The organism is Saccharopolyspora shandongensis (assembly GCF_900106995.1).
Classification (GTDB): Bacteria; Actinomycetota; Actinomycetes; order Mycobacteriales; family Pseudonocardiaceae; genus Saccharopolyspora; species Saccharopolyspora shandongensis.
In genome coordinates this window covers 85,995-101,614 of record NZ_FNOK01000011.1, presented here as the reverse complement: position 1 = coordinate 101,614, position 15,620 = coordinate 85,995, and the positions used below count along the sequence as shown (strand labels likewise).

At 68.4% G+C, this 15,620-nt stretch carries 14 protein-coding genes; 10 read left to right on the top strand and 4 right to left on the bottom strand.

Features of this window, described 5'->3' with window-relative positions; all coding sequences use genetic code 11:
• Positions 1-16: 16 nt before the first annotated feature.
• Both BLW84_RS14180 and BLW84_RS14175 read left to right on the top strand, forming a co-directional pair.
• Positions 17-328 carry a hypothetical protein gene (locus tag BLW84_RS14180; protein WP_093265605.1) on the top strand — a complete coding sequence of 104 codons (312 nt, stop codon included), beginning with the start codon at positions 17-19 and terminating at the stop codon, positions 326-328.
• 2 nt (positions 329-330) lie between these two features.
• On the top strand, positions 331-1,764 hold the full coding sequence (locus tag BLW84_RS14175) for a WXG100 family type VII secretion target (RefSeq protein WP_093265604.1): 1,434 nt from the start codon (positions 331-333) through the stop codon (positions 1,762-1,764).
• A gap of 725 nt (positions 1,765-2,489) precedes the next feature.
• Here BLW84_RS14175 and mycP read toward each other — a convergent pair.
• Together mycP and eccD are read right to left on the bottom strand one after the other, a co-directional pair.
• On the bottom strand, positions 2,490-3,902 hold the full coding sequence (mycP, locus tag BLW84_RS14170) for a type VII secretion-associated serine protease mycosin (RefSeq protein WP_093265602.1): 1,413 nt from the start codon (positions 3,900-3,902) through the stop codon (positions 2,490-2,492).
• Between the two features lie 11 nt (positions 3,903-3,913).
• Complete coding sequence (eccD, locus tag BLW84_RS14165; RefSeq protein ID WP_093265601.1) at positions 3,914-5,353, bottom strand: type VII secretion integral membrane protein EccD; 1,440 nt, start codon at positions 5,351-5,353, stop codon at positions 3,914-3,916.
• A 292-nt stretch (positions 5,354-5,645) separates the two neighbouring features.
• On the opposite strand from eccD, the gene eccCa reads away from it, so the two are divergent.
• Positions 5,646-9,752: a type VII secretion protein EccCa gene (gene eccCa / locus BLW84_RS14160; protein WP_093265599.1), complete on the top strand. Its 4,107-nt coding sequence runs from the start codon at positions 5,646-5,648 to the stop codon at positions 9,750-9,752.
• A gap of 102 nt (positions 9,753-9,854) precedes the next feature.
• The gene (locus tag BLW84_RS14155) at positions 9,855-10,262 is read left to right on the top strand and encodes a hypothetical protein (RefSeq protein WP_093265598.1); all 408 of its coding nucleotides are present in this window, start codon (positions 9,855-9,857) and stop codon (positions 10,260-10,262) included.
• Positions 10,263-10,432: 170 nt separating this feature from the next.
• Here the strand turns inward: BLW84_RS14155 and BLW84_RS14150 are convergent, their stop codons facing one another.
• Both BLW84_RS14150 and BLW84_RS14145 read right to left on the bottom strand, forming a co-directional pair.
• The gene (locus BLW84_RS14150) at positions 10,433-10,810 is read right to left on the bottom strand and encodes a hypothetical protein (RefSeq protein WP_245761134.1); all 378 of its coding nucleotides are present in this window, start codon (positions 10,808-10,810) and stop codon (positions 10,433-10,435) included.
• Positions 10,811-10,819: 9 nt separating this feature from the next.
• Entirely contained in the window at positions 10,820-11,032 is a 213-nt protein-coding gene (locus BLW84_RS14145; protein ID WP_093265768.1) for an HC3 family zinc finger protein, read from the bottom strand.
• A 113-nt stretch (positions 11,033-11,145) separates the two neighbouring features.
• Here BLW84_RS14145 and BLW84_RS14140 point away from each other — a divergent pair, with 113 nt between their 5' ends.
• The 6 genes from BLW84_RS14140 to BLW84_RS14115 all read left to right on the top strand — a co-directional run bounded on the left by BLW84_RS14140 (position 11,146) and on the right by BLW84_RS14115 (position 15,420).
• Positions 11,146-11,988 carry a helix-turn-helix domain-containing protein gene (locus BLW84_RS14140; protein WP_177226467.1) on the top strand — a complete coding sequence of 281 codons (843 nt, stop codon included), beginning with the start codon at positions 11,146-11,148 and terminating at the stop codon, positions 11,986-11,988.
• A gap of 12 nt (positions 11,989-12,000) precedes the next feature.
• Positions 12,001-12,186 (top strand): DUF397 domain-containing protein, encoded by a 186-nt coding sequence (locus BLW84_RS14135; RefSeq protein ID WP_342743146.1) that lies wholly within the window; start codon positions 12,001-12,003, stop codon positions 12,184-12,186.
• 206 nt (positions 12,187-12,392) lie between these two features.
• The gene (locus BLW84_RS14130) at positions 12,393-14,207 is read left to right on the top strand and encodes a type VII secretion-associated protein (protein ID WP_177226466.1); all 1,815 of its coding nucleotides are present in this window, start codon (positions 12,393-12,395) and stop codon (positions 14,205-14,207) included.
• Positions 14,208-14,303: 96 nt separating this feature from the next.
• Positions 14,304-14,618 (top strand): hypothetical protein, encoded by a 315-nt coding sequence (locus BLW84_RS14125; RefSeq protein ID WP_143060946.1) that lies wholly within the window; start codon positions 14,304-14,306, stop codon positions 14,616-14,618.
• Between the two features lie 138 nt (positions 14,619-14,756).
• Positions 14,757-15,068, top strand: a complete 312-nt coding sequence (locus tag BLW84_RS14120) for a WXG100 family type VII secretion target (protein ID WP_093265588.1) — start codon at positions 14,757-14,759, stop codon at positions 15,066-15,068.
• A 61-nt stretch (positions 15,069-15,129) separates the two neighbouring features.
• Complete coding sequence (locus BLW84_RS14115) at positions 15,130-15,420, top strand: WXG100 family type VII secretion target (RefSeq protein ID WP_093265587.1); 291 nt, start codon at positions 15,130-15,132, stop codon at positions 15,418-15,420.
• The last annotated feature ends 200 nt before the right edge of the window (positions 15,421-15,620 follow it).

Sequence of the window (15,620 nt, the reverse complement as noted above, 5' to 3'; positions counted from 1 at the left end):
ACGTGGGAGGTGCCGGATGTCGGGGATCCGGATCGACGTCGAATGGCTGGCGACCTGCGCGCGCGAGGTGCGCGCCGCCGGCGAGGAGATCGAGGCCGCGCAGCCGGCCATGGCGGCCGCGGAACTGGCGCCGGAGGCCTTCGGCGCGCTCGGCCGCGAGGCGGGCGCTGCCGAGGCGTACCAACGGCTTTGCGACCTGTTGCTGGATCAGGGCCGCCGAGCAGGGGAGACGCTGACCCGGGCCGGCGACGAGCTGGGCGAGGTCGTGGACTTCCACAGCGGTGGCGACGACGACAGCGCCGTCGAGTTCCGGAAGCAGGAGGCGTGATCATGGCCAAGAGCCACGAGGTGGCCGAGCACCTCGACTACCTGTCCCGCGTCGCCGACGAGTTGGACTTCGCGAACTCGATCCCCGCCGACCTCGCCGAACTGGTCGGCCGCCACGAGGAACTGCTCGCAGCCGCGCGGGTCTGGCGCAAGGGCGCGGAAAGCATCGAGCACGCCGCGGAAGGCGTGCAGGGCAAGCTCGGCGGGATCGATTCGGCCTGGCAGGGCAAGGATGCCGACGCGTTCCTCGCGCACATCCACGAGGTCGGCGTCGCGAGCCACGACGTGGTCGACACGATGCGCGCGCTGGCGGATGTGCTGGACCACACGGTGGAAGCCCTGCAGTCGCAGTTCGAGGACCTGGGCGCACTGGTCGCAGAGGCGGCGGATTCGGTGTCCGGCGCGCTGCTGGAGCCGGACGAAGGCCACAAGCGGGCGCGCAAGCACCTCGCGGAGCTGGCACAGCCCGCGCAGGAACTGGCGGAGTCCATTTCGGACACCTATCGCGCGTTCGCCCGGTTCTGCGACGACGTGGCGGCGGGCGGCTCGACGGGTCCGGCCAAGCTCGAACACCGGATGCCCGCCGAGGCATGGGATTTCAACGCCCCGGCCGCTCCGGCGCCCGCCGATCCCGCCGCGGCCGAACCAGCTGCGGCCGGTGTTGACGGCGGCGGTGCGGCTGGTGGTGCTGGCGGCGGTGGCGCAGCGGGCGCTTCGGGTACCGCGGCGGCCGGTGGTCCTGATCAGGAGCTCACCCCGGGCGACACCACGCGGGCCGGGGAGCCATCGGTGATTCCGCCTGCGGCCGCTGCCGCAGCCGGTGCCGCCGCGGGTGGCGCGGCCGTGGCGGGTGGCGCCGCGGCCGGTGGCATGTACGGCGGCATGATGCCGATGGGCATGATGGGCGGCATGGCCGGCGGCCAAGGCGGTGGCCAGGAGCGCAAGAACCAGTCCCGGCTGAAGAGCAAGCCGGAGGAGCTGTTCGGCACGCCGCCGGACGCGGCCCCGCCGGTGTTCGGCGAAACCCAGCGGGACAAGCCGGAACCGGCCAAGCCGACGACGCCGCAATCGAGGCCGAGACTGGGCGTCCCGACGATCATCGAGCCGACGACGCCGCGCCCGTCGATCGCGGACGCCCTGCACCCCAAGCAGCCCGAAGCCCCGAAACCGGCCACGGCATCGGTCGGCGACACCCCACCACCGAAGCCGAAGAAGAGCACGGCGTCGGTGGGAGATGCGCCGCCGCCGAAGTCCAGGACGGCGTCGGTGGGAGATGCGCCGCCGCCGAAGCCCACGACCGGTACGGCTTCTGTGGGAGATGCGCCGCCGCCAAAGCCCAAGACCGGTACGGCATCGGTCGGCGATGCTCCGCCACCGAAGCCGAGGACCGGCACGGCATCGGTGGGCGACGCACCGCCGCCAAAGCGTCGGGGCTAAGAGGTCGTTTTAGAACGGCTCCGCCCGGCTCATCCTGAGGCGCTCGGAGCCTGACGGGGTGGCGATTTCGCGAAATCGCCACCTAGCCCTCACGTGGTGCGCTTCCGAGCTCCGTGCGGCTTCAGCGCGGGATCAGGCCGGTTTCGCAGGCCGCGATGATGAGATGAGTAAAGCCCTGGCGTCGTAAAAAGTGGACGATCGCCAGGGCAGCTTTCATAGGGAACTCAGCACCAGGACACCCAGTACCACGGCGCATTGATGAACTGCTTCTGGCTCCAGCCCCGCACGTGGGTTCGTGAGTTTGTGTGAAGAGCCCAGATCTGTCCGTCCGCACCACCGGCTTGGCACTCTACGATCAAGGCGTCCCGCTGGTTGCCCTGACCGACGATGTTGTTGACGTTTGGGTCAGGCGCTGAGCGGATGTTTATGCCAGTACCGATGTAGTCGCCGCCACGAGGGTCGGCAGATGCTTCGTATGCGCCAACTTGGCCCGCGCCTGTCACCAGCAACGTTGATACGACTACTGCGTACCCAAGACTCTTTAAAACTCGCATGTATATCCCCAAAGATAAAGTAAAGACCATCCTTGCTGGCTCGACTTTCGAGCTGCATTGAGTATAGGAACGGCTTCGTTCCGCTGCTGGTGCTCCGGGAAGTGTGATGCAGTGCACTTGCGGAAACGGCCCGGCATCCTAAGCGGACACCGGGCCGTTTCATCGTGCTGCTCAGCGGCCGCTGTTCTCCCGGGCTCTCGCCCGGACGCTTCGCACCGCGTTGATCAGGAACGCCGTGAAGATGATTCCCGCGACTCCCGCTCCAGCACCGCCCAGGGCGATGATCAGGGCCGGGAAGTCCTTCTGCGGGATGACGTCCGCGTCCAGTTTCGTCGGCTTCGGCGGCGGCGCCTGCTTGCCCCACTCGCCGGGCACCACGTCCGCCAGCGCCGCGGCCGGGTCGACCATGCCGTAGCCGACGATGTCGTTGCGTCCGTTGATGCCGCCCGGGTGCAGCGCCGTCTCCTTGATCCGGTCCATGATCTGCCCGGCGGTCAGCGGCCGGTTCTCGCGTTCGTACTTCTCCTTGATCAGCACCGCCAGGCCGGACACGTACGGCGCGGCGAAGCTGGTGCCCTGGATCGGGCCCGCCTGGCCGTTCTCACCCGTGGCGATCTGGCTGGCCAGTCCTTCGCCGCCGACGCCGGGGTCGAGCGTGATCAGGTTCTCGCCCGGCGCGGCCACGTCCACCCACGGGCCCGGCACGGTGAACTCCGACGGAGCACCCTGCTGGTTCACCGAGGCGACGGTGAGCACGTACTCGTCGAACCAGGCCGGCAGCACCGCGGTCGTCGGGCTGCCGGACGCGTTCTTCTGGCAGGCTTCGCCGACGTTTCCGGCCGCCACGACGACCACGACTTGGTGTTCGTATGCGCGCTTGACCGCGTTGTGCAACATCTGGTTGCCGCTGTCGTAATAGTTTCTGGCCTGCGCGATCGACTGGCAGGACGACTGCGAGATGTTGATGACGCTCACGTTGCGGTCCACCGCGTTGTTGATCGCCCTCGACATCGTCTCGGTGTCGCCGATCGTGGCGTTGGTGGCCTCGTTGATCCACAGCTTGGAGGACTGCCGGAGGGACAGGATCTCGGCGTCCGGCGCGACCCCGACGTAGCCGGACTGACCGGTGGGATCCGAGCTCGCCGCGATGATGCCGGCCACGATCGTGCCGTGCCCGTCGCAGTCCCTGTCCGCGCCGCCGTCCGGAACGCTGCTCCCACCGTTGATGACCTTGCCCCGCAGACGCGGGTGCGAGGCGTTCACGCCGGTGTCGATGACGGCCACCGTCTGCCCGGTGCCGCGCAGGCCTTCTTCGTGGGCCCGCTCGAAGCCGAGCACCAGCTGGCTCCACGGCTTCTCCTCGATCAAGGAGTTGCCGGGGTTGCCCCGCATGCAGCCCTGCTTCTGCTTGTAGTTCAGGGGCGTCAGGCCGCCAGTGGCCACTTTGGACGGATCCAGCAGCGGCGGGCCGACGGTCTGCGCGACCGCAGGTGCCGTCGGACCGCCCAGCGCGAGCGTGCCCGCCGCGGCGACCAGCGCGAATCCGCGCAGCCCGCCGCGGGAGCGGAAGGTCCTAGAGCGCATCACGCTGCCCCTCAGAAGAAGTTCAGGTTGAGGTCGCGGATCATCATGTAGAGGTCCATGGCGGCCAGTGCCAGCGGCAGCACCAGTGCGATCAGGACGGCTTCCAGGATGTCCACCATGCGGCGCTGCACCGGCGAGAACCGGCGGTTCGGGAACACCACGCCGAAGACGATCGACAGGATGCCGAGTAGCAGCAGCGGCGGGAACACCCACGCGACGGCCAGCGGCCACTGCGCGACCTGCACGAGCAGTCCGATGGTGACGCCAAGCGACGAGAGCAAGCCGCTCAGCAGCAGCGCGATCGCCTGGCTGCCGTTGGCGTAGTTGCGGCCGCGCAGCAGCAGGACCGCCGAGACGACGATGGCGAACACCGCGCCCCAGATGCTGGCCGCTGCCGCGAGGATCGAGCCGAGCGCGGCGACCACGCCGCAGCCGATGATCAGGCCGGTCATGTACTGGTGCGCCAGGCCGGTCTGCCGCTCGATCATCCGGTAGTCCGGGAACCCGGTGTCTTCCTTGAGGTCCTCGGCGCTTCCCGGCACGTGCGGCAGCGGCAGCTTCGCGAGCTGGATGGTGATGCGCGGCAGCAGTGAGATGCCCGCCAGGCCGACGGCCGCGGCGCCCGCGGCGATGCCCGCGGTGGTGGCGGCGTCCACCAGGGTCGCGATGAGGAAGGCGATGGTGCCGAACGCCGCCGCCGTGGCGGCCGCGATGAAGGTGACGATGCCCGCGCCGATCACCATGATCGACACCGCCGCGAAGATCAGCGTCAGCGCGCAGGCCAGCAGCAACCGCGGTTCGAGCGCGTTGCCCGGCACGATGTTGAAGCCGGTGACGAAGGCCATCGGCAGACCGCCGGCGGCGGCGATCACCGTGCCGGTCGTGGGGGCTGCGTAGGCGCGGGTCACGATCGAGCCGACGCCGGTCGCGAAGATCGCCACCACGACCGCCGTCACGGCGGCCACGATCTGGTAGACGATCGGCGCGGTGCCTTCCATGGTGGGGTGCAGCAGCCCGGCCGGGCCCGCGAGTCCCAATGCGGCGGCCGCGCCGATGAGCGCCAGCGCGCCGGCCGCGTGCCCGATCTTGGCCGCGGTTTCCTTGGTCCACGGCCGGTAACTACCCGGTTCCGCTTCCGCGAGCGCGTCGACGACGTCGTCGTACAACGGCGGCGGCGGGTCGTCCGAACGGCGCCGCAGCTGCAACATGTCGCCGTCGACGATTCCCTGCGAGGACAGCGTCTGGCTCGGGTCGAGGGGCTGGCTCTCCCCGAGCTTGGCCAGGCACCAGCCGCCGTGCCGCGAACCGCCGTCCGAGGTGATCCCGCGGGCCATGTCCAGCACCATCGGCAACAGGTCGGCCACCGCTACGTCTGCGGGAAGCGCCAGGTCGATGCGAGTTGTAGGCGCCACCACCGTCACGCGGCTGAACACCGTGGTACCGGTCGCCACTTGGGCCCCCTACTCCCTGAGGTTGATTGCCTTGCTTCATTTGTGTCGCTGGGCTCGATCCAACCAAGGCCGGTTTTTCTTCCGAAAGCCACCCGCCCGGTCGAAGAGCGCCCCTAGTATGGCCACACCGACCGTCGACGGGTGACAGGTTTGGTCGAACTCGTGCCAACTACTTCATATCTGGTTGGTCACGCCCGACTCGCTCCCCGGCGCCGGCGGTGTTGCGGCGATGCAGAATGCTGGCTGCGACACATTCGAGAGCACGTTTGACACGGAAAGGTTGTTGCGTCCGGTGAGCACGCTGCAGTTCAAGCGAACGCCACGCCTGGCCGCTCCCAGGCCACCGGGCGGGGAGGTGCACCTCGAACCACCGCCGGAGATTCCGCGGACGATTCCGGGCAACATCGTCCAGAAGGTCTTGCCGGGCGTCATGATCGTGGCCTCGCTGGGAATGATGGTCTTCATGCTCCAGCGGGCCAAGGACAACCCGATGATGATGATGATGCCGATGATGATGCTCATCTCAACGTTCGGGATGATGGCCGGCGGCGGCAAGGATGGCAGCCAGAAGAAGGCCGAGATGAACGAGGACCGCAAGGACTACCTGCGGTACCTCGGTCAGATGCGAGACCGCGCGCGGGAGGCGGCCGACGAGCAGCGCCTGGCGCGCGAGTGGGTGCACCCCGACCCGCAGACCCTGTGGTCGCTGGCCGCCGGGAGTCGGCGGATGTGGGAGCGCCGTCCCAACGACAACGACTTCTGCCAGGTCCGGGTCGGCCGCGGTTCGCAGCGGCTGGAAACCCGCCTGGTGCCGCCGCAGACCGGCCCCGTCGACGAGCTGGAGCCGATCACCACGCTGGCGCTGCGCCGCTTCGTGCGCGCCCACTCGCTGGTGCCGGAGCTGCCGATCGCGACCTCGCTGCGCGGCTTCGCCGCCGTCGGCCTGCAGGGCGACCGGGAACTGGTGCGCGGCCTGGCCCGCGCGATCGTGTGCCAGCTGGCCACCTTCCACACCCCCGACGACGTGATGATCGCGGTCGCCAGCAGCGGCCGCGCGCGCACGGAGTGGGACTGGGTGAAGTGGCTGCCGCACGCGCAGCACCCGACCGAGACCGACGGCATCGGCCAAATGCGGTTGATGGCCGGTTCTCTCGGCGTCATCGAGCAGATGCTCGCCGAGCAGCTGGCCGACCGGGCGCGCTTCCAGCGCAACGCGGCGCCGCCGGACGGCCAGCCGCACATCGTGATCATCATCGACGACGCCGAGATCAGCCGCGAAGAGGCGCTCTACGTCGAGGGCGGCCTGGCCGGCGTCACCATGATCGACCTGTCCGATCTGCTCGGGCAGCTCACCGCGCGCCGCGGCATGCGGATGGTCGTGGAGGAGGACCGCATCGGTGCCCGCGGTGGGTCCGGTGTGGAGTGGTTCGGCAAGCCGGACTCGCTGACCATGGAGGAGGCCACCTCGCTGGCCCGCCAGCTGGCCCCGTACCGGGTCGCCGGCGGCTTCTCCGGCGCCTCCGACGCCGACAGCGGTGGCTACGAGCCGCTGACCACGCCGCTGAACTACATCGAGCAGTTGGGGCTGGCCGGTGACGTCGTCACCTTCGACCTCAACGAGGCGTGGCGGCCCCGGTCGCGCGACGACCTGTACCGCGTCGCGATCGGTCCTGGCGAGCAGGGCGAGATCGTGCACCTGGACATCAAGGAGACCGCCTCCGGCGGCATGGGCCCGCACGGGCTGTGCATCGGTTCGACCGGTTCCGGTAAGTCCGAGTTCCTGCGCACCATCGTGCTGGGCCTGATGGCCACCCACTCGTCGTCGATGCTCAACTTCGTGGTCGTCGACTTCAAGGGTGGTGCGACGTTCAACGGTTTCGAGCCCGCGCCGCACGTGTCGGCGTCGATCTCGAACCTGGAGGGCGACGGCTCGCTGATCGACCGCATGCAGGATGCGCTGGCCGGTGAGATGAACCGCCGCCAGGAGATCCTGAACAAGGCGGGCGCGAAGAACGTCTGGGACTACCGGAAGATGGGCGAGGCGGGCGACGAGCGCTGCGCCGAGCCGCTGCCCGCGCTGTTCGTGGTCATCGACGAGTTCTCCGAGCTCCTGTCGCAGCAGCCGGACTTCGCCGAGCTGTTCGTGATGATCGGTCGACTGGGTCGATCGCTGCAGGTCCACCTGCTGCTGGCCTCCCAGCGGCTGGAAGAGGGCAAGCTGCGCGGTCTGGACACGCACCTCTCGTACCGGATCGGTCTGAAGACCTTCAACGCGGCGGACTCCCGTGCGGCGATCGGTGTTCCGGACGCCGCCGACCTGCCCGCCACCGGTGGTCACGGTTATCTGAAGCACCCCAACGGCATGGAGCGGTTCCGCGCCGCGTTCGTGTCCGGCCACCTGCACCAGACCAGTGGCCGCCGCCCGACGCTGAAGGGCGGCGCGGCGCCGGTCACCGGCGACAAGATGCCCCGGGAGTTCATCCCGGACTACATCGAGAAGCCGCCGGAACCGGAGAAGCCGGTCGTCGAAGAGGTCAAGGAGCAGAAGAGCGACCTCGACCCGACGGACTTCCAGATCATCATCGACAAGATTCGCGGGCAGGGTCCGCCGGCGCACGCGGTGTGGCTGCCGCCGCTGGACACACCGCCCACTTTGGACGCCATGCTGCCGCCGTTGCAGCAGACCGACGACCGCGGCTACACGGCCGCGGGCTACTCGGGCAGCGGTCGGCTCCAGGTGCCGGTCGGCCTGATCGACGTCCCGTACCACCAGCGGCAGGACCCGATGGTGGTGGACCTCGGCGGTCAGGGCGGCCACGGCGCGATCGTCGGCGGTGTCGGTGCCGGCAAGTCGAACACGGTGCGTGCGCTGATCGCCTCGATGGCGCTGACCCACACGCCGCAGGAAGTGCAGTTCTACTGCGTCGACCTCGGTGGTGGTTCGATCGGCGCGCTGCGCGGCCTGCCGCACATGGGCGGCTACGGCACGCGGCGCGACCAGGACACCGTCCGGCGGACGCTCGCGGAGCTGAAGACGATGCTGGCCGACCGCGAAGGCCGGTTCCAGCAGCACGGCGTCGAGAACATGAACGACTACCGCAACCGGAAGCGGCGCGGTGAGTTCGAGGACGACCCGTTCGGCGACGCGTTCCTGATCATCGACGGGTGGCGGACGTTCCGCGAGGAGTTCGAGGCGCTCGAACAGGACGTGCTGGGTCTGGCGGCCAACGGCCTGGCCTACGGCGTGCACGTGATCGTCACCGCCGCGCGGTGGGCGGAGATCCGCCCGGCGATGAAGGACCTGATGCAGACCCGCATCGAGTTGCGCCTCGGTGACCCGAGCGAGTCGGAGATCGACCGCAAGTTCGCGGTGAAGGTGCCGCCGGGCCGCCCCGGCCGCGGCATGCACGGCACCAAGCTGCACTTCCTGACCGCCATGCCCCGCGTGGACAGCGAGAAGATCGGTGACCGCGTCGAGGCGGAGATCGAGCAGGTCAAGCGGGACATCGAGGACGGCAAGGAGGTCCGCGCCCCCCGGATGGGCTGGGAGCTGTACAACGACGACCTCCCCGACGGTGTCGCCGACCTGGTGAACCGGGTCAAGAGTTCGTGGAAGGGGCGGCCGGCGCCGCAGGTCCGGCTGCTGCCCGATCTCCTGCCGTTCCAGCAGTTGCCGCGTCCGGAGCAGCAGCCGAACCCGAAGCTGGTGCCGATCGGCATCAACGAGGACGGCCTGCACCCGGTGTACCTGGACTTCAACGCCGAGCCGAACTTCTACGCGTTCGGCGAGCGGGAGTCGGGCAAGACGGCGCTGCTGCGGACCATCGTCCGCGGCATCACCGAGCGGTACGGCCCGAAGGAAGCGCTGATCATGCTGGTCGACTACCGGCGCAGCCTGCTCGGCGTCCTGCCGGAGTCGCACAAGCTGGACTACGTGGTCAACGCGGATCAGCTCAAGGGCGATGTCAAGGACATCTGCGGGTCGTTGAAGAAGCGGCTGCCGGGTCCGGATGTCACGCAGGAGCAGTTGCGGAACCGTTCCTGGTGGAAGGGTCCGGAGCTGTTCGTGATCGTCGATGACTACGAGCTGGTCGCGCCGCAGGGTGGCAACCCGCTCGCGCCGTTGGCGGAGTTCGTGCCGCAGGCCAACGATGTGGGCTTGCACATCGTGGTGGCGCGCAACTCCGGTGGTGCCAGCCGTGCTCTGTACGAGCCGATCATCGGCAAGATGCGGGAGACGTCGTCGCCGGGTCTGGCGATGAGTGCGAACAAGGACGACGGTCAGCTGGTGGCCAACATCAAGTCGCGGCAGCTGCCGCCCGGCCGGGGCACCCTGGTCAGCCGCAGCCTGCGTGGTGGGCCGCAGATGATCCAGACCGCGTTCCTCCAGCCGGAGTGACGATGGGCTAGCGCGACGAACCTCCTCCGCCTCCGGGCGGGGGAGGTTTTTCGTCGGGAAGCGCCGGACGGCGCGGACCCCGATCACGTGTGAGGTGACGGTATGAGCGGATTCATCAAGCCGGCCGGCTGGAGCGAGCGCCTCGCGCGCCGCAAGGCCGACGACGAGCGGTTGCTCCAGGAGTACGCCCGGGGTGAAGGGGCCGGCCGGAACCTGCGGCCGCTGCGCGACTGGGTGCACCACGTGCGCCAGGACATCGGCGCGAACGGCGTCATCACCAAGGTGGAGCTGAAGCCGGACGGCGAAACGGTGGCGTGGTTCTACGTGGAACCGGAACCGGAGGAACAGCCGGCGCCCGAGCCCGAACCGCGGCTGCCGAACGTCCCCGTGGTGACGAGCGTCGACGTCCCCGACATGCCGTCGCGCTCCGAGACGCCGACGCGCTCCGGACCGCGCCAGGCCACGGCCGCGCGCGCCCGAAGCCTGCCGACCGAAGCGCAGTCCTGGTGACCTCGCGCGGTGGGTTCTAGCCGGTGACCGGGCGCGTGGGTCGGGGGCATCGCGCCCGGTCACCGGTGTGGGCCGGTGCGGTGGGGGTTGGGGGAGGTCGCCGCACCGGCCCTGCTCGGGGTTCGTGAGTGTTCGTTCCGGTAAGAACCGGAGTGAGCGCTCACGAGCGGCTAAGTGCGCAGGTGGTGGCTCCCGGTGGGTTCGTCGGGGTCGGTGGTGGGGAATTCCGGTGGTATGCGTGGATGTTCGTGCTCCGACCCGCCCTCGTCTTGTCGGGTTTCGGCTTCGATGTCGGCGATGAGATGCCAGACCGTGTAGGCGCCTTCGCCGCCTCCGGCGTGCTGCCCTGTAGAGAACGCGATCATCCGAGCGGGGATCTGGGTGGTGAGCATCGCGAGGATCAGCAGGTTGAACAGAATGAACGTGCTGAGCTGGATCCAGAACATGAGATCGGTTCCTTTCGTGGGTTGGGGTGCGCCGTTTTCGCGCGAAACCGGCGTTTCGCACGCGTGGCGGGCGCCGTTTTCGCGCGAAAACGCCACCTCCACCCGGACGTGTCAAGGGTGGGCGGTGAGGACGTGCCAGCAGCGCATGCAGGTGTCCTCGCGGATCCAGTCCACTTCGGAGCGATCGTGCAGCTCTGCTGCGTCGGCTTCTGCCCCGCAGAACGCCACTACCGGCACACCCGCAGGGGTTTTCGTCGCTGAGACTGGGAAAGCGTGGCGGCCTCCCGTGACCGGGCGCCAGACGTAGGTCAAGTAGTCAGCCATCAGGCCTCCGATCAACTTTGATCGCCATACTGGGAACCGTACTGGGATTCCTAGTTGAGTTCCTAGTGAATGTCTTGATGTTCGCCGAATGGAGGGAAGGCACACTGGTGCGCATGACCAGCAACGACCCCGGTCCGCTCGTGCAGCGGCTCGTGCTCGGAGCCGAGTTGCGGGAGCTCCGCGAGAGTCACGGGTTGTCTGCCGATGAAGCTGCGGCAGCTCTTGGTTGGTATCGGAACAAGATCAGCAAGATCGAGACCGGTGAGAGCAAGCTGTCCGATAAGGACGCTCATGCGCTCGTCGAGCTCTACGGTGCCGCCGCGAAGTCGACCGACAAAGTTCTGGCCCTGGCGAAGGAAGCTCGGCGCAAGATTCCACCTGCTCGTGTTCCTGACTGGGCAAAGAAGTACGTCAACCTGGAGGCGAACGCTTCGGAGATCAAGCTCTTCTTCGGAGACTCGATCCCGGGGATGCTGCAGACGCGCGAGTACGCCCGCGAACTGCTTTCGGCGTCAGTCGTCGTGCCGTCCATGGACGTGGACGAGATGGCCGAGTCGCGTGAACGTCGTTCCGCGAGGTTCTTCAGCGACAGTTCCCCGATGCTCTGGGTGGTGCTGGGCGAGGAAGCCATTCGTCGGCGCGTGGGTGGCCGTGACGTTCATCGTGCCCAGCTGGAACAACTCCGCTCGTTGGCCGAACTCGATCACGTCACCGTCCAGGTCATCCCACTGGAAAGCGGCGCGCATGCGGGTTTGGGCATCGCGTTCACGCTGCTCCACCTGGAGCACGCCAACTCCAGCATCGCCTACATCGAGAGCCTGACGAGCTCCGACTACTTGTCTCGACCCCAGCACACCCGCGCATATAGCCTGGTCTTCGACCGGTTGCGGGTCGCAGCTCTGAGCGACCGGGACACCTTGTCCTTGATCAACCGAGAGATTGCAGCGCTTGGCTAGGAGTTGATTCTGTTGCGTGGCTCGGACGGGATGATCTGGCGGAAGTCCAGCCGCAGCAACGGGGCTCAGAACTGCGTCGAGATCGCGCTGGCCGCCGGGTTGGTCGGGGTTCGGGATACGAAGGATCGAGACGGCGGCACCTTGGTGTTCCGTCGTCGGCAGTGGCAGGACTTCATCGCAGGGTTGCGCCGCGGCTGATCGGTCGGGCGAGAGTCCCTGCGGCGCTTTCGGATGGAAACAATCCGTGACGGGTACTCGCGCCGATCGCCCGGTCAGGGGCAGACTGTTGGTGCGCTCGTACCCTTAACCTCTAGGGTGCTCGGGGGGAGTCGGCGCGCCGGATCGGCGGTCGGACGACAGACGTCGCCGGAAAAGGCGCTTCGGCGACGGTGAAGGAGTTCTGGGTGTCCCTGCACGTCTCGATCGACTTCGGCACCTCGAGCACATGCACGGTGGTGTCAGTCGGCGGTGCCGAACCGCAGGTGGTCGTCATCGACGGGCAGCCGCTGGTGCCGTCCGCGGTGTTCGCCGCGGCCGACGGCACGCTTTTCGTCGGGCACGAGGCCGAACGCCAGGCGGCGGTCGATCCGGCCCGCTTCGAACCGCACCCGAAGCGCCGCATCGACGAGGGCGAGCTGCTGCTCGGCAGCAGCGTGCTGAAGGTCGCCGACGTGATCCGCGCCGTGTTGCAGCGCGCGGTCGGCGAGGCCCGCCGCTTCGCCGGCGGCGCGGCCGTCGACCTGCTGGTGCTGACCCACCCCGCGGACTGGGGCTCGATGCGCACCGCGGCGCTGCGCCAGGCCGCCGCCGGTCTGGGCAAGGAACTCGTCATGGTGCCGGAACCGGTCGCGGCGGCGGTGTTCCACTCCGCCGGGCACGGGCTCCCGGACGGCGGCGCGCTGGCTGTGCTCGACCTCGGCGGCGGCACCGTGGACGCCAGCGTCGTGCGCAAGCAGGGCTCGTCGTTCCAGGTGCTCGCCACCCACGGCGAACCGAACTTCGGCGGTGCCGACATCGACCAGGCGCTGCTGGACCACATCGGCCGGCTCGTCTCCGGCGCCGATCCAGAAGCCTGGGGCAAGCTCGTCGACGGCCGCGAGATGCCCGACCGCCGTCGGCGCCGGGTGGTGCGGCAGGACGTCCGCGGCGCCAAGGAAACCCTGTCCCGGCACGCCTACACCGACGTGCCGATGCCGCCGCCGTTCTCCGACGCGCACGTCACCCGCGTCGACCTGGAGGCGCTGATCGCCGCGCCGCTGGCCAAGTCCGCCGACCTGGTGCTGACCACGCTGCGCGAGGGCAAGGTGGCCCGGCAGCAGCTGGCCGGGGTGTTCCTGGTGGGCGGGTCGAGCCGGATCCCGATGGTGGCGCGGCTGATCCACGAGCGCACCGGCGTCGTTCCGACCACATTGGACCAGCCCGAGACGGTCGTGGCGCGCGGCGCGTTGCGCGCGGTCCGGCTCGACCCGGATCGCAGCGGTGGGCTGGCGCCCGCCGGCGCCTGGGCGGGCACCTCGACGGTGCGATCGCGTCCGCTCCCGGTGATCCCGCCCCCGACCGGCCCCGGCGTGACCGCGGGCGACTCGCTCAGCGGGGCCCGGACCGTCGTCATCGGCGGCAGCGATCAGACGATGCCGGTCGCGCACCAGCGCAGCCGCCGCAAGAAGAACGGCAAGCTGCCCTGGCTGATCGGCGCCGGGGCGGCGGCAGTGGTGGCCGCGGGCGTGGTCCTGACCCTGGTCCTGACCAACAGCGGCCAGCCGCAGGCCGAACCGGAGGTGCCACCCCGGGCGATCGCGCAGTACGACTACGGGTTCTCCTACCCCAGCGACTGGAAGCAGATCGGCGGCGACGCGAAGAAGTGGCAGACCATGATCGGCCCGCAGAACGGTGAGCAGGATTCGCTGATCGCGGTCGAGGAGGGCAAGCTCAACTTCGACACCGACACCGACCGGAACCGGGCGGTCCAGCAGCTGCTCAGCGACTACCAGCAGAACGTGGCGAACGGCGCGCAATTCTCCCTGTTCAACGCATCCACCAGTTTCGCGGGCCGGGACGTGGTCTACTACCGGCAACAAATGCAGGCCGCGACCGTCGAGTGGTACGTGCTGCACCAAGGGCAATTCCGGGTCAGCGTCGGCTGCAAGTACGGCGCGGTCGGCAAGGACGACGTGCTGCGCGCCTGCCAGCAGGTCGTCGGGTCGCTCAAGGTGCGTTGAACCGGCGGTGAATTCGCCGCGGCGGAATGGATTTCGCGTGCGGCCGTCGGACAGGGAGGCATTGCCATGGCAGATCCAGCGGATTCCGTCCGGCGGTTGCGGGCCGAACTCGCGGATGCGGTGGGCCGCAGCCGGCGAGCCCGCGGCGAAGCGAACCACCGCGCGCAGGATTTCCAAAGGCACACAAAGGAACTCGTCGGGGCGAAGCCGGCGGGTGCCGAATCGGGCCGGCGGGCCGCGGCGATCGCCTACCGCGCCCGGATGGGATTGGAAGTCGTAGATTTCGCCGAAACCGAGTCCAATGTGCGCCCGGACACCGCCGAGAACGAGTCGGCGACCGGGAAATCGCAAGAGCAAACGCCTTCCGACGGCAGCGATCTCGACTTTTCGCAAGCGCGAATCATGCGATGACCTGCGGGTTCCCCGTTTGGCGTTTACATCAGCAACGGGTTCCGGAGAAATCCAGGACAACATGGAACCGAACATGGCAATGTCTGCGTCGCAGGTTCATCAGGACTTGATGACGAGTTTGAAGGGGGTCTCCCAGACATGAGCGGTATTGGTGCAGATGTCGAACTGATCGAGCAGGCGTCGCGCGACATCGACGAGGCTCGCAACGCCGTCGAGCAGGCGCTCTCGCAGCTGAGCGGCCAGCTGGAGGGGCCGGTCGCGAACTGGAAGGGCGCCGCTGCGGACGTGTTCCGCAAGCTGATGGGCTCCTACGAGGAGAGCGGCAAGAAGATCATCCAGAAGCTGGATGAGCTGGGCCAGAACGTGCAGAGCTCCGGTGCCGACTACGCGGCGACCCAGGAGGAGCAGGCTTCCGAGATCTCCAAGATCACGAGCATGCTCGACGGCTGAGCCGCACTTCGACCTTCGCATCTTCCGAAATCTTCACCACAGGCATTTGAGGGGATAAGCAATGAGCGAGATTGCAGTCAACTTCGCCGAGCTGCAGCAGGCCGCTGACGACCTGCAGGCCGCGGCGCAGAAGATCCAGGGCGAGCTGGACGACCTCGAGGGCAAGGTCAACAAGCTCAAGGAGAGCTGGGACGGCGCCGCCAAGGAGTCCTACGAGCAGGCGCAGCGCGAGTGGGACGCGGAAGCGGCCAAGATGCAGGAGACCGCCGCGAAGATGGGCATGGCCGTTGGTGCCGCCAACGAGTCCTTCCAGGCCGGTGAGCGCAAGAACGCCGGTCGCTTCGGTGGCTGATCCCGCCTGCTGAAGAGCGATCTGCGGCCCCGGCGAACGCCGGGGCCGCGACGCTGTCCGGGGCCGCGCGGGTACCGCGCCCGGCGTTCGCTATCCTGTTAGCGGCGATCTGCCAGGTCAGAAACCTCCGAGCAAGTATCGAGGACCCGTTTTGACCGGGCCAGAAGCCACCAAGTACCCTGATTCTTTGTTGTGCGGTG